Here is a 14,222-nt window from a genome sequence, read left to right as displayed (position 1 = left end):
AACAATCATGAGCACTGTCATCAAGGGTGGAACCATCGTCACGGCCGACCTGACCTACAAGGCGGACGTCAAGATCGACGGCGGAAAGATCGTCGAGATCGGCCCGAACCTGTCGGGCGACGAAACGCTCGATGCGAGCGGCTGTTACATCATGCCCGGCGGCATCGACCCGCATACGCATCTCGAAATGCCCTTCATGGGCACCTATTCCTCGGACGATTTCGAAAGCGGCACGCGCGCGGCCCTTGCCGGCGGCACGACGATGGTGGTCGACTTTGCACTCCCCTCGCCCAACCAGTCGCTGCTCGAAGCGCTCACCATGTGGGACAACAAGTCCACCCGTGCGAACTGCGACTATTCCTTCCACATGGCGATCACCTGGTGGAGCGAGCAGGTCTTCAACGAGATGGAGACGATCGTCAAGGACAAGGGCATCAACACCTTCAAGCACTTTATGGCCTACAAGGGTGCTTTGATGGTGGACGACGACGAGATGTTCTCGTCCTTCCAGCGCTGCGCAGCACTAGGTGCGCTGCCCTTGGTGCACGCCGAAAACGGCGACGTCGTCGCCCAGCTGCAGGCAAAGCTGCTCGCCGATGGCAACAATGGGCCGGAGGCGCACGCCTATTCACGGCCCGCCGAGGTCGAAGGCGAAGCCACCAACCGCGCGATCATGATCGCCGACATGGCCGGATGCCCCGTCTACATCGTGCACACATCCTGCGAACAGGCACATGAAGCGATCCGCCGCGCCCGCTCCAAGGGCATGCGCGTCTTCGGCGAGCCGCTGATCCAGCACCTGACGCTCGACGAAACCGAGTATTTCAACAAGGACTGGGACCATGCGGCCCGCCGCGTGATGTCGCCGCCCTTCCGCAACAAGCTGCATCAGGATTCGCTCTGGGCCGGCCTTGCCTCGGGCTCGCTGCAGGTGGTGGCGACGGACCATTGCGCCTTTACCTCCGAGCAGAAGCGCTTCGGCGTCGGCGATTTCACCAAGATCCCGAACGGCACCGGTGGTCTCGAAGACCGCATGCCGATGCTGTGGACCCATGGCGTCAACACCGGCCGCATCACCATGAACGAGTTCGTGGCCGTGACCTCGACCAATATCGCCAAGATCCTCAACATCTACCCGAAGAAGGGCGCGATCCTCGTCGGCGCCGATGCCGACCTCGTCGTCTGGGATCCGAAGCGCTCAAAGACGATCTCCGCCAAAAGCCAGCAGTCGGCGATCGACTACAACGTCTTCGAGGGCAAGGAAGTGAAAGGCCTGCCGCGCTTCACCCTGACCCGCGGCGTCGTCGCGATCGAGGAGAGCTCGATCAAGACCCGCGAGGGCCACGGCGAATTCGTCCGCCGCGATCCGTTCCCAGCGGTCAGCTCCGCCCTTTCCACCTGGAAGGAAGTGACAGCGCCGCGCGCCGTCCAGCGCACCGGCATTCCGGCCACGGGCGTCTGAGGCCTCATGTTTCGCGGCTTGCACGTCTTCGCGCCGCTCTGTCCCACCGGACATGTCCCGCCACCTTGGCGGGGCGCTTCGGCCTGCGAGCCGTCAGCCGGGCACGAGGTGATCGAGCTCGGGCAGCAGCACGAGGCTTTCGCGCTGGTTCGGGTCCGTGCGTGCGATGACGGCCGAACAGGGCGCGTTCGAGCGGTTCTCCGGCAGATGCGGCATGCCGGCGGGGATGTAGACCATCTCGCCGGCCCGAGCGACGACGTGCTCCTCAAGCCTCTCGCCAAACCAGGTCCAGGCCTCTCCGGAAAGCACGTAGATCGCCGTCTCGTGGCTCTCGTGCAGATGCGCCTTGGCGCGCGCGCCGGGCGGGATCGTCACGATGTGCATGCAGAGCCCTGTCGCCCCGACGGTCTCCGCCGCAATGCCCTCGAAATAGTTGAGCCCCTGCTGGCCGGCCACGGCGCCTTCAGGACGAACCACGCGACAGCCCGGATTGGATGATCGAGACATGAGCGTTCTCCAGAATTCCCTGAAAAACCAGCAACAAACGGCTTCGCACCCAAATCCGCGATTGCATGTTGCCGGTCCGGATAGCAGTCTGACACAGACCAGCCAGAATGAGTATTCGCCGATGACGTCCAATACCGCATCCGTGGTTTCGGCCCGGGACCTCTGCCTGACTTTCGACACCGCCGATGGCCCCGTCCATGCGCTGACCGGCGTCAACCTGGATGTCGCCAAGGGTGACTTCGTTTCCTTCATCGGTCCGTCCGGCTGCGGCAAGACGACCTTCCTGCGCGTGATCGCCGATCTTGAAAAAGCGACGTCCGGCAAGATCAGCGTCAACGGCATGACGCCCGAGGAAGCGCGCAAGGAGCGCGCCTATGGCTATGTCTTCCAGGCGGCCGCGCTCTATCCCTGGCGCACGATCGAAAACAACATCGCCCTGCCGCTGGAGATCATGGGCTATTCGAAGGAGGAAAAGAAGGCGCGCATCGAGCGCACGCTCGACCTCGTCAACCTCACGGGCTTCGGCAAGAAATACCCCTGGCAGCTCTCCGGCGGCATGCAGCAGCGCGCCTCGATCGCCCGCGCACTCGCCTTCGACGCCGATCTGCTTCTGATGGACGAGCCCTTCGGTGCACTCGACGAGATCGTGCGCGACCACCTCAACGAACAGCTCTTGAAGCTCTGGGCCCGCACCAACAAGACGATCTGTTTCGTCACCCACTCGATCCCCGAGGCCGTCTACCTCTCCACCAAGATCGTGGTGATGAGCCCCCGCCCCGGCCGCGTCACCGATGTGATCGAATCGCCGCTGCCGCGCGAACGGCCGCTTGGCATTCGCGAAACGCCGGAGTTCCTCGAAATCGCCCATCGCGTTCGCGAAGGCCTGCGCGCGGGACACAGCTATGACGAATAGCATCGGCATCCGCCGGGCCGAACAGACCGACATGGCCGCCTGCGCCGGCATTCTCAATCGCTGGATCGACGCCACGGCCTGGATGCCGCGGGTGCATGAGCATGCCGATGTCGAACGCTATTACGCCGAAACCGTCTTTGCCGAACGCACCGTGTTCCTGGCAGAGGAGGATGGCAAGATCGCCGGCTTCCTCTCCCTCTCCGACGACCACCACGTCACTGCGCTCTACATCGACGAGAGGCACCGTGGCGCCGGCATTGGCGCCCGGCTGATCGACACCGCCAAGGCGATGTCACCGGACGAGTTGAGCCTTTGGACCTTCGAAAACAACCGTGACGCCCAGCGCTTCTACGAGCACCAGGGCTTTAAGGCTGTGCGGCGGACCGACGGCGACAACGAGGAACAGCTGCCGGATATCCTCTATCGCTGGCGCGGCAGGGAGGTGCGGGCATGAACCTTGCCTTTGGCCTCTGGATGCTGCTCGCAACGACGATCTTCCTTGGCGGCGCCACGGCCTCACGCGCCTATGTCTCCAACAATAACCTCGGCATGCTCTTCCTGGCACTCGGGCTCTACGTGGTCGGCAACATCATCATGGTGAAGCTCATGCGCGAGGGCGGCCTCGGCCTTGCCATCTCGCTGTCGGCGATCGTGCAGCTCGTGATGGTCAATGTCATCGCCTTCACGGTGTTCGGCGAACGATTGAGTCTCACACAGGCCGCCGGCGTGCTTCTCGGCATCGTCGCCATGGGCCTGATGTTGTTGCCCGCAAGCGGAAAGGCGTGACGATGCAGGAACCAAGTTTCATCAGGGACAAGTTGGTGCCGGTCGGCACCGTCGTCCTGCTGCTGATCGCCATCTGGTATGTCGCGGTCGTCTTCCTCAACGCGCCCTTCGAGCGTGATACGGCATCCCGCGCCGGCACCGAGATCAGCTTTTCCGACATCGTGCGCAACACCATGGCGCAGGAACGTCCGGTCCTGCCGGCACCGCACCAGGTGGTCGCCGAGATCTGGGACACCACCTTCAACAAGGCGATCACCTCCAAGCGCAGCCTCGTCTACCACGCCTGGATCACGCTCTCGGCGACCCTGCTCGGCTTCGGCATCGGTGCAGCACTCGGCATCCTGCTTGCTGTTGGCATCGTGCATAACCGCGCCATGGACCGCTCGCTGATGCCCTGGGTGATCGCCAGCCAGACGATCCCGATCCTCGCAATTGCGCCGATGATCATCGTTGTCTTGAACGCTATCGGCATTTCCGGGCTATTGCCGAAGGCGCTGATCTCTACCTATCTCTCCTTCTTCCCTGTCGTCGTCGGCATGGTGAAGGGCCTGCGCAGCCCGGAGACGATCCAGCTCGACCTGATGCACACCTACAATGCCTCCTCGGCCCAGACCTTCTGGAAGCTGCGCTGGCCGTCGTCGATGCCCTATCTCTTCACTTCGCTGAAGGTCGCCGTCGCCATTTCGCTGGTCGGCGCCATCGTCGGCGAATTGCCGACCGGTGCTGTCGCCGGCCTCGGCGCGCGGCTGCTTGCCGGCTCCTACTATGGCCAGACGGTCCAGATCTGGGCGGCGCTGTTCATGGCGGCGGCTCTTGCAGCCGTTCTCGTCATGATCGTCGGCTTCGCCCACACCGCCGTCCTCAAGCGCATGGGAGCCAAGCCATGAACCTCCCCGTCCTTGCTGCTGCGATCATCTTCTGGCTCGCCGCCTGGGCCTTCAACGAATGGCTGGTACGCCAGAAATTTGAAAGCGATATCGCCAACAGCGCCGCCCGCTTTGCCGTGCCCCTGCTTTTCGGCATCACCATCCTCGTCCTCTGGGAAGGCATCGTGCGCGGCTTCCAGGTTCCGTCCGTGCTTTTGCCGGCGCCCTCGATGATCTGGCAGAGGCTGATCAACTCGCTGCCGACGCTTGGCGCCGATTTCCGCCAGACCTTCCTGAAGGCGGTACTGATCGGCTATGCGCTCGGCTGCGGCCTCGGCTTTGCCGTCGCGATCCTGATCGACCGGTCTCCCTTCCTGCAGAAGGGCCTCCTGCCGCTCGGCAATTTCGTCTCGGCCCTTCCCGTCATCGGCGTCGCCCCGATTATGGTCATGTGGTTCGGCTTCGACTGGCAGTCGAAGGTTGCCGTCGTCGTTATCATGACCTTCTTCCCAATGCTGGTGAACACGGTTGCCGGCCTTGCCGCCGCCAGCCACATGGAACGCGACCTGATGCGCACCTACGCTGCCTCCTGGTGGCAGACGCTGGTCAAATTGCGCCTGCCGGCCGCGTGGCCGTTCATCTTCACCGCGCTCAAGATCAATTCGACGCTGGCGCTGATCGGCGCCATCGTCGCCGAGTTCTTCGGGACCCCCATCGTCGGCATGGGGTTCCGGATTTCCACGGAAGTGGGACGCATGAATGTCGACATGGTCTGGGCCGAGATTGCCGTTGCGGCGGTCGCCGGTTCCGCCTTCTACGGGGTGGTCGCACTCATCGAGCGCGCCGTCACCTTCTGGCATCCCTCCATCCGCGGAGGGCGCGCCTGAGCCTGCTTGAAGAACTTAAATAAAACGAAGTAAAAACAAGAGGGAACTGACATGAACAAAAGACTTGCATCGCTTCTCGCCGCAGGCGTCTTTTCGCTCGCAGCGTTCCAGGCTGAAGCTGCCGAAAAGGTGACGCTGCAGCTGAAGTGGGTGACCCAGGCGCAGTTTGCCGGCTACTATGTCGCAAAAGACAAGGGCTTCTACGAAGAAGAAGGCCTCGACGTCGACATCAAGCCCGGCGGTCCGGATATCGCACCGGCCCAGGTGATCGCCGGCGGCGGCGCCGATGTCATCGTCGACTGGATGCCGTCGGCCCTTGCGACCCGCGAAAAGGGCGTGGCCCTCGTCAACATCGCCCAGCCGTTCAAGAAATCGGGCATGATGCTGACCTGCCTGAAGGAAACCGGCGTCACCAGCCCCGACAAGTTCAAGGGCCAGACGCTGGGTGTCTGGTTCTTCGGCAACGAGTATCCGTTCCTCTCCTGGATGTCGCACCTGAAGATCCCGACCGACGGCGGGCCGAACGGCGTGACCGTGCTGAAGCAGGGCTTCAACGTCGACCCGCTGATCCAGAAGCAGGCCGCCTGCATCTCGACCATGACCTACAACGAGTACTGGCAGGTCATCGACGCCGGCATCAAGCCGGACGACCTGGTGACGTTCAAGTATGAAGACCAGGGCGTGGCGACGCTTGAAGACGGCCTTTACGTGCTTGAGGACAAGCTCAAGGATCCGGCTTTCAAGGACAAGATGGTAAAGTTCGTCCGTGCCTCGATGAAGGGCTGGAAGTACGCAGAGCAGAACCCGGACGAGGCCGCCGATATCGTTCTTGAGAACGACTCCACCGGCGCCCAGACGGAGAAGCACCAGAAGCGCATGATGAGCGAAGTGGCGAAGCTCACCGCCGGCTCCAACGGTTCGCTCGACGAGGCAGACTACAAGCGCACCGTGCAGTCGCTGCTTTCGGGCGGTTCCGATCCCGTGATTTCCAAGGAGCCTGAGGGCGCCTGGACCCACGAGATCACCGACGCCGCGCTGAAATAGGACCTGTTTCCACAAAGCAAAAGAGGGTCGCACGGCTCAGTATCGTGCGGCCCTCTTCCGTTTTCTTAGCGGTCGTTCGCATCCGCCAAGCTGCTGCCGGGTACCGGGCGTGGGGGTGGTAACGCGGCAAGCAACGGCGCTACCTTTGCTTGCCACTGTCAAGATCGTGTCAAGATCGCAACCATAACCGCAGAACGAACTGAATATTGAGGCACCATCGCTTCGAGCACTCTTGTAAGCGTGCAAGGCCGAGATTACATAGGCGACGATGTTTGTTGGAGGCAGGCATGATGGAGGACGTCCTTTTTCCAGTGCCATGCCTGCGGTAACCGGTCCCAGTTCCGCCCGCGTCTACGGTCTGATACCGTGCACGCGGAGCGCGAAGTGAGGAGAAGCGCAGTCTTCTGTCCCCGTGCAATCGACGGGGCGCGATGTCGGCGCGATAAAATCGCCTGATTGCCCGTGGATCCTGCCTTGAGCGGTGATCCGCTCGATGTTGTTTCCATTGCCGGGACTGTAAAGCCGATGGCTCAAAAAGTATTGCCTGTTCTCAGCGTGTGCGCTGCGATGACACTTGGTTCGCTTTCCTTCGCCCGGGCGGAGGAAGCAGCGCAACCGAAACCAGCGCCGACCCTTCCCTCCATCGTCGTGACGGCGGCGGTCGACAAGCCGATCAGCGACCGGGTGGTTGCAACCGGCACCATACAGGCGGTCGAGCAGGTCTATGTCGCGCCGATGGTCGACGGCCTCTCCATTCGTTCGCTCAATGTCGACGTCGGCGACAAGGTCGAGGCCGGCAGCGTGCTGGTGGTTCTCAACGACGACGCGCTTCGCCTGCAAAAAAGTGAGCTCGAGGCGGCGCTCGCCAAGGCCGAGGCCGGACTGGCGCAATTGAACGCCCAGCTCACCGAAACCAGGGCCAACAACGACGAAGCCAAGCGGGTCAGCGATCGCGCCGCCGGGCTCTCCAAGAACGGAACGGTTTCGACCGCCGAAGCGGACCGGGTCCGGGCGCTCTATATCGCGATGCAGGCCCGCGTTCGTTCCGCCGAGCAGGCAGTCGCTGTCGCAACCGCAGACATCAAGGTGGCAGAGGCGCAGATCGAAGACATTGACCTTCGCCTGACGCGCTCCGAAGTGAAGGCACCCGTCGCCGGTGTGATCTCCGCCAAGAACGCCAAGATCGGCGCCATTGCCAATGGCAGCGGCGAACCGCTGTTTGCGATGATCCGCGACGGTGCGATCGAAATGAAGGCAGACGTCGCCGAGGCCGATATCATCAAGCTTGCGGTCGGCCAGCCTGCCACCGTGACGCTTGCGGGCGGCAACACCAAGGTCGAAGGCTCGATCCGCCTGATCGCTCCGACGGTCGACCCGGTAAGCCGCCTCGGCACCGTCTTCATCAGCCTCAACGACACCACGAAGGCGCGCGCCGGCATGTATGCGAGCGCGCTGATTACCGCCGAGCAGAAGCGGGCGGTGGTCCTGCCGCAGACAGCCGTTACCAACGAGGATGGCCGCACCATCGTTCGCAAGGTCGAAAACGGCGTCATCCGTATTCTGCCGGTCAAGACAGGGATCTCGGACGGCAAGTTCGTCGAGGTGCTCGAAGGCCTGACGGCGGGAGAGGAAGTCGTGGCAAGAGCCGGCGCCTATGTCCGCGACGGCGACCGCATCAACCCCGTCAAGTCTGCTGAACCAGCGACAAACTGACAGGAACCGTGACCATGAATTTCTCAGCCTGGTCCATACGCAATCCGATCGCACCGATCCTTGCCTTTTTCGTGCTGATGGTGCTCGGCTATCAGTCGTTCAATAGCCTGCCTATCACCCGCTTCCCCAACATCGACGTGCCGATCGTCTCGATCAGCGTGGCCCAGAGCGGTGCCTCGCCTGCCGAGCTTGAAACGCAGGTCACCAAGGAAATCGAGGACGCGGTCGCCAGCGTCACCGGTGTCGATCATATCCAGTCGACGATCAACGACGGCACATCGACCACCGCCGTGATCTTCCGCATGGAAGTGCCGACAACCCAGGCCGTGCAGGACGTGAAGGATGCGATCGACCGTATCCGCAGCGACCTGCCGACCTCGATCGAGGAGCCGATCGTCTCCAAGGTCGATGTCGAAGGCCAGGCGATCCAGACCTTTTCCGTCTCGGCACCCGGCATGTCGCTCGAAGAACTTTCCTGGTTCGTCGATGACGTCATCAAGCGCGAGATCCAGGGCAAAAGCGGCATCGGCCGCGTCGACCGCTACGGCGGCGCCGACCGGGAAGTGCGTGTCGAACTCAACGAAGACAAGCTGAATTCGCTCGGCATCACCGCCGCAGACGTCAACGGCCAGCTGCGCCGCATGAACATGGACCTCGGCTCCGGCCGCGGCCAGGTGGGCGGCAGCGAGCAGGCGATCCGCACGCTCGGCGACGCCCGCAATGTCGACCAACTCGCCAACACGATGATCTCGGTCCCGAGCGGCCGTTTCGTGCGCCTGTCCGATCTTGGTACGGTGACCGACACCTATGAGGAGCCACGCTCCTTCTCGCGCTTCAACGGCACCCCCGGCGTGACCTTCGCGGTTTTCCGCGCCAAGGGCGCCTCGGAAGTCAGCGTCGCCGAGACGGTCGCCAAATCGCTCGAGAAGATCCGCGCGTCGAACCCGGATGTCACCATCGAGATGGTCGACGATTCCGTCTACTTCACCTACGGCAACTACGAAGCGGCGCTGCACACGCTGATGGAAGGCGCGCTGCTCGCCGTCATCGTCGTCATGCTGTTCCTGCGCAACTGGCGCGCCACGCTGATCTGCGCCGTCGCCCTGCCGTTGTCGGCCGTTCCAACCTTCTGGGTCATGGAACTGCTCGGCTTCTCGCTCAATCTCGTCAGCTTCCTCGCACTGACACTTGCAACCGGCATCCTTGTCGACGACGCCATCGTCGAGATCGAGAATATCGAGCGCCATATCCATATGGGCAAGTCGCCCTACAGGGCAGCGATCGAAGCGGCGGATGAAATCGGCCTCGCGGTGATCGCAACCACGTTCACGATCATCGCGGTTTTCATCCCGGTGTCGTTCATGCCGGGGATTGTTGGCCAGTACTTCATCCAGTTCGGCCTGACCGTGGCCGTCTCGGTCTTCTTCTCGCTGCTCGTTGCACGCCTGATTACGCCGGTCATGGCCGCCTATATGATGCGTCCGTCCAAACTTGACGGGCATCATGCCGAAGACGGCACTTTTATGCGCGGCTACACGCGCCTCGTTCATGCGACGACGAAGCGCTGGTACATGCGCTACCTGACGGTGCTCATCGCGATCGGCGTGACCGTGGCCTCCGTTGTCGCTCTGTTCATGTTCGTGCCCGGCGGGTTCCTGCCTCCGGACGACACGTCGCGTGTCAGCCTGTCGGTCGAACTGGCGCCTGACGCTATGCTGGAAGACACCGACCGGACGACCGCGCAGATCTACGAAAGGGTCAAGGACCTCGACGGCGTCGAAAGCGTCTTCGTGCTTGGCGGCGCCTCGCCGAAGGGCGACCTGGAACTGCGCCGGGCCACGGTGACGGTGCTGCTCGAAAAGCGCGACCACTCGCTCCTCAACAAGGTGGTCAACGACGTCTTCGGCAAACTGCCGGTCGTCGGCCAGTACCTGCCGAAGTTGCCGCCATCGGGCCGCATCATTCCGCAGTCGCAGATCGAGAAGGAAATCTTTGCCCGCGTTCGCGATTTGCCGGATGTCCGGGTGATCAAGCTCAACGACCGCGGCGAGCGGGAACTGTCGTTCAATCTGCTCTCCAACAACGAGGCCGATCTCGACAAAGCCGTCGGCATTCTGGAAGGAAAGCTGCGCAGCGATCCGTTGCTGGCCAATGTCAGCCCGGACGGTGCCCTTCCGCGTCCCGAGTTGCAGATCCGTCCGCGCGACGAGCAGATGTCGCGCCTCGGCATCACCACGGCGCAGATCTCCGAGGTGATCCGTGTCGCCACCATCGGCGATATCGACGCTGCATTGACGAAGATCGCCCTTGACGGCCGGCTGATCCCGATCCGCGTGCAGATCAACCGCGACTTCCGAACGGATATCGCCGCGATCCGCAATCTGAAGATCCAGACCGCTTCTGGCTTGACAGTACCGTTGTCGAGCGTCGCCGACATCAACTATTCCGAAGGCCCGAGTTCGATCAAACGCTACGACCGCAACCGCGTCGTGGCGCTCGGCGCGGATCTTCCGATCGGCGTGGCGCTCAATACCGCCTCTGCGCGCTTCCTGCAGATTGCCGACGAGGCCAAGATGCCCTCCACGGTTCAGCTGCTGAAGAGCGGCGACGCGGAGGTCGAGGAGGAAATGCAGCAAAGCTTCGTCAATGCGATGCTGCTCGGCCTGATGCTGGTGCTGGTGGTGCTGATCCTCCTGTTCAAGGACGTGATCCAGCCGTTCACCATCCTGTTCTCGCTGCCGCTTGCGATGGGCGGTGTCGCAGCCGGCTTGATCCTGACCCAGAACTCGCTGTCGATGCCGGTGCTGATCGGCATCCTGATGCTGATGGGCATCGTCACCAAGAACGCCATCCTGCTCGTCGATTTCGGCATCGAGATGATGCATCACGGCATGGACCGGACGCAGGCGATGATCGAAGCGGGCCGCAAGCGCGCCCGCCCGATCATCATGACATCGATCGCCATGTCGGCGGGCATGCTGCCCTCCGCGCTTGGCGTCGGCGAAGGCGGCTCGTTCCGCGCTCCGATGGCGATCGCAGTGATCGGCGGCATCATCGTCTCGACGGTTCTCAGCCTCGTCGTGGTACCATCGTTCTTCCTGATCATGGACGACCTGTCGCGCCTGCTCGCCTGGGCTTTCGGACGCTTCGTCGGCAAGAAGGACGAGGAGAACCTGCCGCTCGACCGCGAAGCCCTCACGGGTCTCGTGCACGAACAAGGCAAGACGATCGAGAGCCTGGAAGACCGGCTGAAGACGCTGGAAACGGACCAGACCAAGGGACGGTCCGGCGGCAAGGTGATCAATCATCCGGCGCTCGCAGCCGAGTAAATCGTCACCGGCGTGGCCCTCCAACCTGGGCTGCCACAATTCCAAAGCAAGCCCGCGCCCTGCAAGCGCGGGCTTTTTGTTGTTTCTATTTGATCGAGGTCAAACCACGATCCGCAAAGCCCACTACCCTGACACCGGATTTTACTCAGGACGGGTACGATGAAGACGTTGCGATTGAACTCGAACGACAGGGCGCTGCTGCTCGGCTCCTGCTTTTTCGAAAAGCTGCCGGCGGCCGCATCGAGCGCCATTCTCGATGATGTCGTGGTTTCCACCCACGAGGAGCACGACATACTGTTTGGCCAGGGCGAGGCGCTGGACCATGTCTTCTTCGTGCTTTCCGGCCTGGTGCGGCTTTATCGGCTGGGCAAGGACGGGCGCGAAGCGGATATCGCCGTCTTCCCGAAAGGCGAGCTTTTCGGTGAAAGCGCGATGTTCCTTGGCAACCGCGCCACCGCCAACGCCCAGGCGATCGAGACGACGATGCTCGCCCGCATTGACAGCCGCAGGCTCCGCAAGCTGGCCGAACAGTCACCCGAGATCGCCGACGCGCTGATGCAGCTTCTGTGCCGGCACGCGCAAATGGCGGAGGATTGCCTGGCCGAAGACCGGCTGCTGACGGCGCCGCAGCGGGTCGCAAGCTACATTCTCGGCAATTGCCCCGACGGCATCACCAACTTTTCCTTCCGCCTGCCCTTCCAGAAGAATGTGTTGGCCGGCAAGCTGGGCCTGGCGCCCGAGGCACTCTCGCGCGCTTTCTCGGCCCTTCGCCGCTCCGGCGTCACCGTCAAGGGCCGCGTCATCGAGATCCACGACCGGCAGGCGCTGGAGCGCTTCTGACGCACTGACAAGCTCAGGCGCCAGAAGCAACAAAGGCGGACGGCGTCAAAGCCCGCCGTGCAGCGTCAGGAAATCGACGATCCGGTTGATGCCGTCGCCGCGCTTCATGTCGGTAAAGACGAAGGGCTTTTCCGCCCGCATGCGCGTCGCGTCCCGCTGCATCACGTCGAGATCGGCGCCGACGTAAGGGGCGAGATCCTTCTTGTTGATGACCAGAAGGTCGGACTTGGTAATGCCCGGCCCGCCCTTGCGCGGGATCTCCTCGCCCTGGCAGACCGAGATGACATAGATCGTCAGGTCGGCGAGATCAGGCGAAAAGGTCGCCGCGAGATTGTCACCGCCGGATTCGATGAAGACGACATCGAGATCGGGGATGCGGCGGTTGAGATCGGCGATCGCCTGCAGATTGATCGTGGCGTCCTCGCGGATCGCCGTGTGTGGGCACCCGCCGGTCTCCACCCCGACGATGCGATCGGACGGCAGCGCCTGCATGCGCACCAGCGCCTCGGCATCTTCCTTGGTGTAGATATCGTTGGTGACGACGGCGACGGAGTACTTCTCCCGCATCGCCTTGCAGAGCTTGTCGGTCAGCGCCGTCTTGCCCGAGCCCACCGGCCCGCCGATGCCGACGCGAAGGGGACCGTTCTTCGATGCCATCTGGATGTCCTTTCAAGGTGGAAGCAATTCCGGGAAAGTGTGAAGCAGCTTTCCGTCTGAAATTGCGCAGTTCTATAGATTACGAACGGAAGAGCCGCGAATGCAGGCTCTCGTGCCTGAGCGCCGAAATATCCGCTGTCATCGTGGCCGAGCCGAGATCGTCGAGCGAGGCGCCGGCGGCCTTGACGGCTGTCGCCGCGATGACCGGTTCGAGCGCTGCGATGACACCGACGCCATCGCGTTGGCCGGTCACGCCGCAACGGATCGCCACCGAGACGGCGTTCGAGACCGAGGCGTTGAGATAGGCGGCAAGCGCCGGCTCGAGGCCCGTTTCATGGGCGCCGGCGACGGCACCGACTGCGACCGGATAGGCGACACTTTCAGGCAGCGCATCGAGAACCGGATGCGGCCATGAGCGCGCCGCTGCCAGAAACGCCTGGCCCTGCAGCATGGTTTCCATATGGCGCTCTCGGCCTCCCGCCAGGGCTTCGGCAAGCTCTGCCGCCGCAGCCAGACGGGCATGGTCGTTCACGGCGCGATAGCTCTCGGCCAGAAGCAGCGCGTCGTTCCAGCCGGAGCCCTGAGAGACGACGGTCTCAAGCCAGGTACGAAGCGCGCCGGCGTCGGTCACCAGAAGGTCGTGAACCGCCTGCTCGAGCCCGCTGGAATAGGAAAAGGCGCCGACCGGAAAGGCCGGCGACATCCATGTCACGAGGCGAAGCAGCGCTTGCGTGTCGACCCGCTCAGCCATGGTGGTGATGGCTATGGCCATGGTTGTGGCCGCCGGCATGGTAGGCGCCGCGCAGCGGATGGAAAGGCAACGAAACGTCGCTCACCGCCGCGCCCAGGCCTTCGAGCATCTGGCGGATCACCGGATCGCGGGCAATCAGGATGCGGTTTTCTTCGAACTGTGCCGGCAAATGGCGATTGCCGAGATGCCAGGCAAGCTCGATCACATGCATCGCATCGCGCGGGCGGATTTCGTAGAGCGCTTCCGGTGCCGCGACGATGCGGATATGGCCGCCCCCCTCAAGCACAAGGAGGTCGCCATCGGCAAGCATCACCGCTTCCTTGAGATCCAGCATCACCACATCGTCGTTTTCGAGATGCAGCAACTTGCGGCGCAGATGCCGCGCGTCATGCGTCAATGTCACGCTATGAAGCGGCGCAATTTCGGCCGGTCCCGGCGAGAGAACCTCTGTCGAACGATAGGGCATC

At 62.8% G+C, this 14,222-nt stretch carries 14 protein-coding genes; 10 read left to right on the top strand and 4 right to left on the bottom strand.

All coding sequences use genetic code 11. From position 1 onward, the window contains the following. Positions 1 to 7: 7 nt before the first annotated feature. Positions 8 to 1,462, top strand: a complete 1,455-nt coding sequence (gene hydA / locus OKW20_RS16295; RefSeq protein WP_429173598.1) for a dihydropyrimidinase — start codon at positions 8 to 10, stop codon at positions 1,460 to 1,462. A gap of 93 nt (positions 1,463 to 1,555) precedes the next feature. Here the strand turns inward: hydA and OKW20_RS16290 are convergent, their stop codons facing one another. Continuing rightward, positions 1,556 to 1,969 carry a cupin domain-containing protein gene (locus OKW20_RS16290; RefSeq protein ID WP_429173596.1) on the bottom strand — a complete coding sequence of 138 codons (414 nt, stop codon included), beginning with the start codon at positions 1,967 to 1,969 and terminating at the stop codon, positions 1,556 to 1,558. A gap of 121 nt (positions 1,970 to 2,090) precedes the next feature. Here OKW20_RS16290 and OKW20_RS16285 point away from each other — a divergent pair, with 121 nt between their 5' ends. From OKW20_RS16285 to OKW20_RS16245, 9 genes are all read left to right on the top strand, one after another. Beyond that, positions 2,091 to 2,882 carry an ABC transporter ATP-binding protein gene (locus OKW20_RS16285; protein ID WP_043620799.1) on the top strand — a complete coding sequence of 264 codons (792 nt, stop codon included), beginning with the start codon at positions 2,091 to 2,093 and terminating at the stop codon, positions 2,880 to 2,882. Further along, complete coding sequence (locus tag OKW20_RS16280; RefSeq protein ID WP_043620757.1) at positions 2,872 to 3,336, top strand: GNAT family N-acetyltransferase; 465 nt, start codon at positions 2,872 to 2,874, stop codon at positions 3,334 to 3,336. The genes OKW20_RS16285 and OKW20_RS16280 overlap by 11 nt, the downstream gene beginning before the upstream one ends. Continuing rightward, a complete protein-coding gene (locus tag OKW20_RS16275) occupies positions 3,333 to 3,668 on the top strand; it encodes a hypothetical protein (RefSeq protein WP_043620760.1) in 336 nt (111 codons plus the stop codon). The genes OKW20_RS16280 and OKW20_RS16275 overlap by 4 nt, the downstream gene beginning before the upstream one ends. A 2-nt stretch (positions 3,669 to 3,670) precedes the next feature. Continuing rightward, entirely contained in the window at positions 3,671 to 4,555 is an 885-nt protein-coding gene (locus OKW20_RS16270) for an ABC transporter permease (protein ID WP_429173593.1), read from the top strand. Continuing rightward, entirely contained in the window at positions 4,552 to 5,421 is an 870-nt protein-coding gene (locus OKW20_RS16265) for an ABC transporter permease (RefSeq protein ID WP_043620764.1), read from the top strand. The genes OKW20_RS16270 and OKW20_RS16265 overlap by 4 nt, the downstream gene beginning before the upstream one ends. Before the next feature lie 51 nt (positions 5,422 to 5,472). Then, positions 5,473 to 6,465, top strand: coding sequence for an ABC transporter substrate-binding protein (locus OKW20_RS16260; RefSeq protein ID WP_043620767.1), 993 nt, complete (start codon positions 5,473 to 5,475; stop codon positions 6,463 to 6,465). 525 nt (positions 6,466 to 6,990) lie between these two features. Beyond that, complete coding sequence (locus OKW20_RS16255) at positions 6,991 to 8,178, top strand: efflux RND transporter periplasmic adaptor subunit (RefSeq protein ID WP_429173591.1); 1,188 nt, start codon at positions 6,991 to 6,993, stop codon at positions 8,176 to 8,178. 14 nt (positions 8,179 to 8,192) lie between these two features. Beyond that, positions 8,193 to 11,507 (top strand): efflux RND transporter permease subunit, encoded by a 3,315-nt coding sequence (locus tag OKW20_RS16250; RefSeq protein WP_429173589.1) that lies wholly within the window; start codon positions 8,193 to 8,195, stop codon positions 11,505 to 11,507. A gap of 159 nt (positions 11,508 to 11,666) precedes the next feature. Continuing rightward, a complete protein-coding gene (locus tag OKW20_RS16245) occupies positions 11,667 to 12,347 on the top strand; it encodes a Crp/Fnr family transcriptional regulator (protein WP_429173587.1) in 681 nt (226 codons plus the stop codon). 45 nt (positions 12,348 to 12,392) lie between these two features. Here OKW20_RS16245 and ureG read toward each other — a convergent pair whose 3' ends face one another. From ureG to ureE, 3 genes are all read right to left on the bottom strand, one after another. Beyond that, positions 12,393 to 13,004 (bottom strand): urease accessory protein UreG, encoded by a 612-nt coding sequence (gene ureG / locus OKW20_RS16240; protein WP_034794155.1) that lies wholly within the window; start codon positions 13,002 to 13,004, stop codon positions 12,393 to 12,395. A gap of 79 nt (positions 13,005 to 13,083) precedes the next feature. Beyond that, entirely contained in the window at positions 13,084 to 13,755 is a 672-nt protein-coding gene (locus OKW20_RS16235) for an urease accessory protein UreF (RefSeq protein WP_429174496.1), read from the bottom strand. Further along, a complete protein-coding gene (ureE, locus tag OKW20_RS16230) occupies positions 13,748 to 14,221 on the bottom strand; it encodes an urease accessory protein UreE (protein WP_429173586.1) in 474 nt (157 codons plus the stop codon). The genes OKW20_RS16235 and ureE overlap by 8 nt, the downstream gene beginning before the upstream one ends. Between the last annotated feature and the right edge of the window lies 1 nt (position 14,222).

It is taken from the genome of Ensifer sp. LBL (assembly GCF_050435225.1).
GTDB lineage: Bacteria > Pseudomonadota > Alphaproteobacteria > Rhizobiales > Rhizobiaceae > Ensifer.
Note: the sequence above shows the minus strand (reverse complement) of the source record. Positions and strands in the feature narration are given on the sequence as shown.

What these genes read in the sequence shown, in the direction of transcription:
- OKW20_RS16270 (WP_429173593.1), top strand. Translation starts at nt 3,671, where the DNA reads ATGCAGGAACCAAGTTTCATCAGGGACAAGTTGGTGCCGGTCGGCACC.
- ureE (WP_429173586.1), bottom strand. Translation starts at nt 14,221, where the DNA reads ATGCCCTATCGTTCGACAGAGGTTCTCTCGCCGGGACCGGCCGAAATT.
- OKW20_RS16280 (WP_043620757.1), top strand. Translation starts at nt 2,872, where the DNA reads ATGACGAATAGCATCGGCATCCGCCGGGCCGAACAGACCGACATGGCC.
- OKW20_RS16285 (WP_043620799.1), top strand. Translation starts at nt 2,091, where the DNA reads ATGACGTCCAATACCGCATCCGTGGTTTCGGCCCGGGACCTCTGCCTG.
- hydA (WP_429173598.1), top strand. Translation starts at nt 8, where the DNA reads ATGAGCACTGTCATCAAGGGTGGAACCATCGTCACGGCCGACCTGACC.
- OKW20_RS16260 (WP_043620767.1), top strand. Translation starts at nt 5,473, where the DNA reads ATGAACAAAAGACTTGCATCGCTTCTCGCCGCAGGCGTCTTTTCGCTC.
- OKW20_RS16250 (WP_429173589.1), top strand. Translation starts at nt 8,193, where the DNA reads ATGAATTTCTCAGCCTGGTCCATACGCAATCCGATCGCACCGATCCTT.
- OKW20_RS16275 (WP_043620760.1), top strand. Translation starts at nt 3,333, where the DNA reads ATGAACCTTGCCTTTGGCCTCTGGATGCTGCTCGCAACGACGATCTTC.
- ureG (WP_034794155.1), bottom strand. Translation starts at nt 13,004, where the DNA reads ATGGCATCGAAGAACGGTCCCCTTCGCGTCGGCATCGGCGGGCCGGTG.
- OKW20_RS16235 (WP_429174496.1), bottom strand. Translation starts at nt 13,755, where the DNA reads ATGGCTGAGCGGGTCGACACGCAAGCGCTGCTTCGCCTCGTGACATGG.
- OKW20_RS16255 (WP_429173591.1), top strand. Translation starts at nt 6,991, where the DNA reads ATGGCTCAAAAAGTATTGCCTGTTCTCAGCGTGTGCGCTGCGATGACA.
- OKW20_RS16245 (WP_429173587.1), top strand. Translation starts at nt 11,667, where the DNA reads ATGAAGACGTTGCGATTGAACTCGAACGACAGGGCGCTGCTGCTCGGC.
- OKW20_RS16265 (WP_043620764.1), top strand. Translation starts at nt 4,552, where the DNA reads ATGAACCTCCCCGTCCTTGCTGCTGCGATCATCTTCTGGCTCGCCGCC.
- OKW20_RS16290 (WP_429173596.1), bottom strand. Translation starts at nt 1,969, where the DNA reads ATGTCTCGATCATCCAATCCGGGCTGTCGCGTGGTTCGTCCTGAAGGC.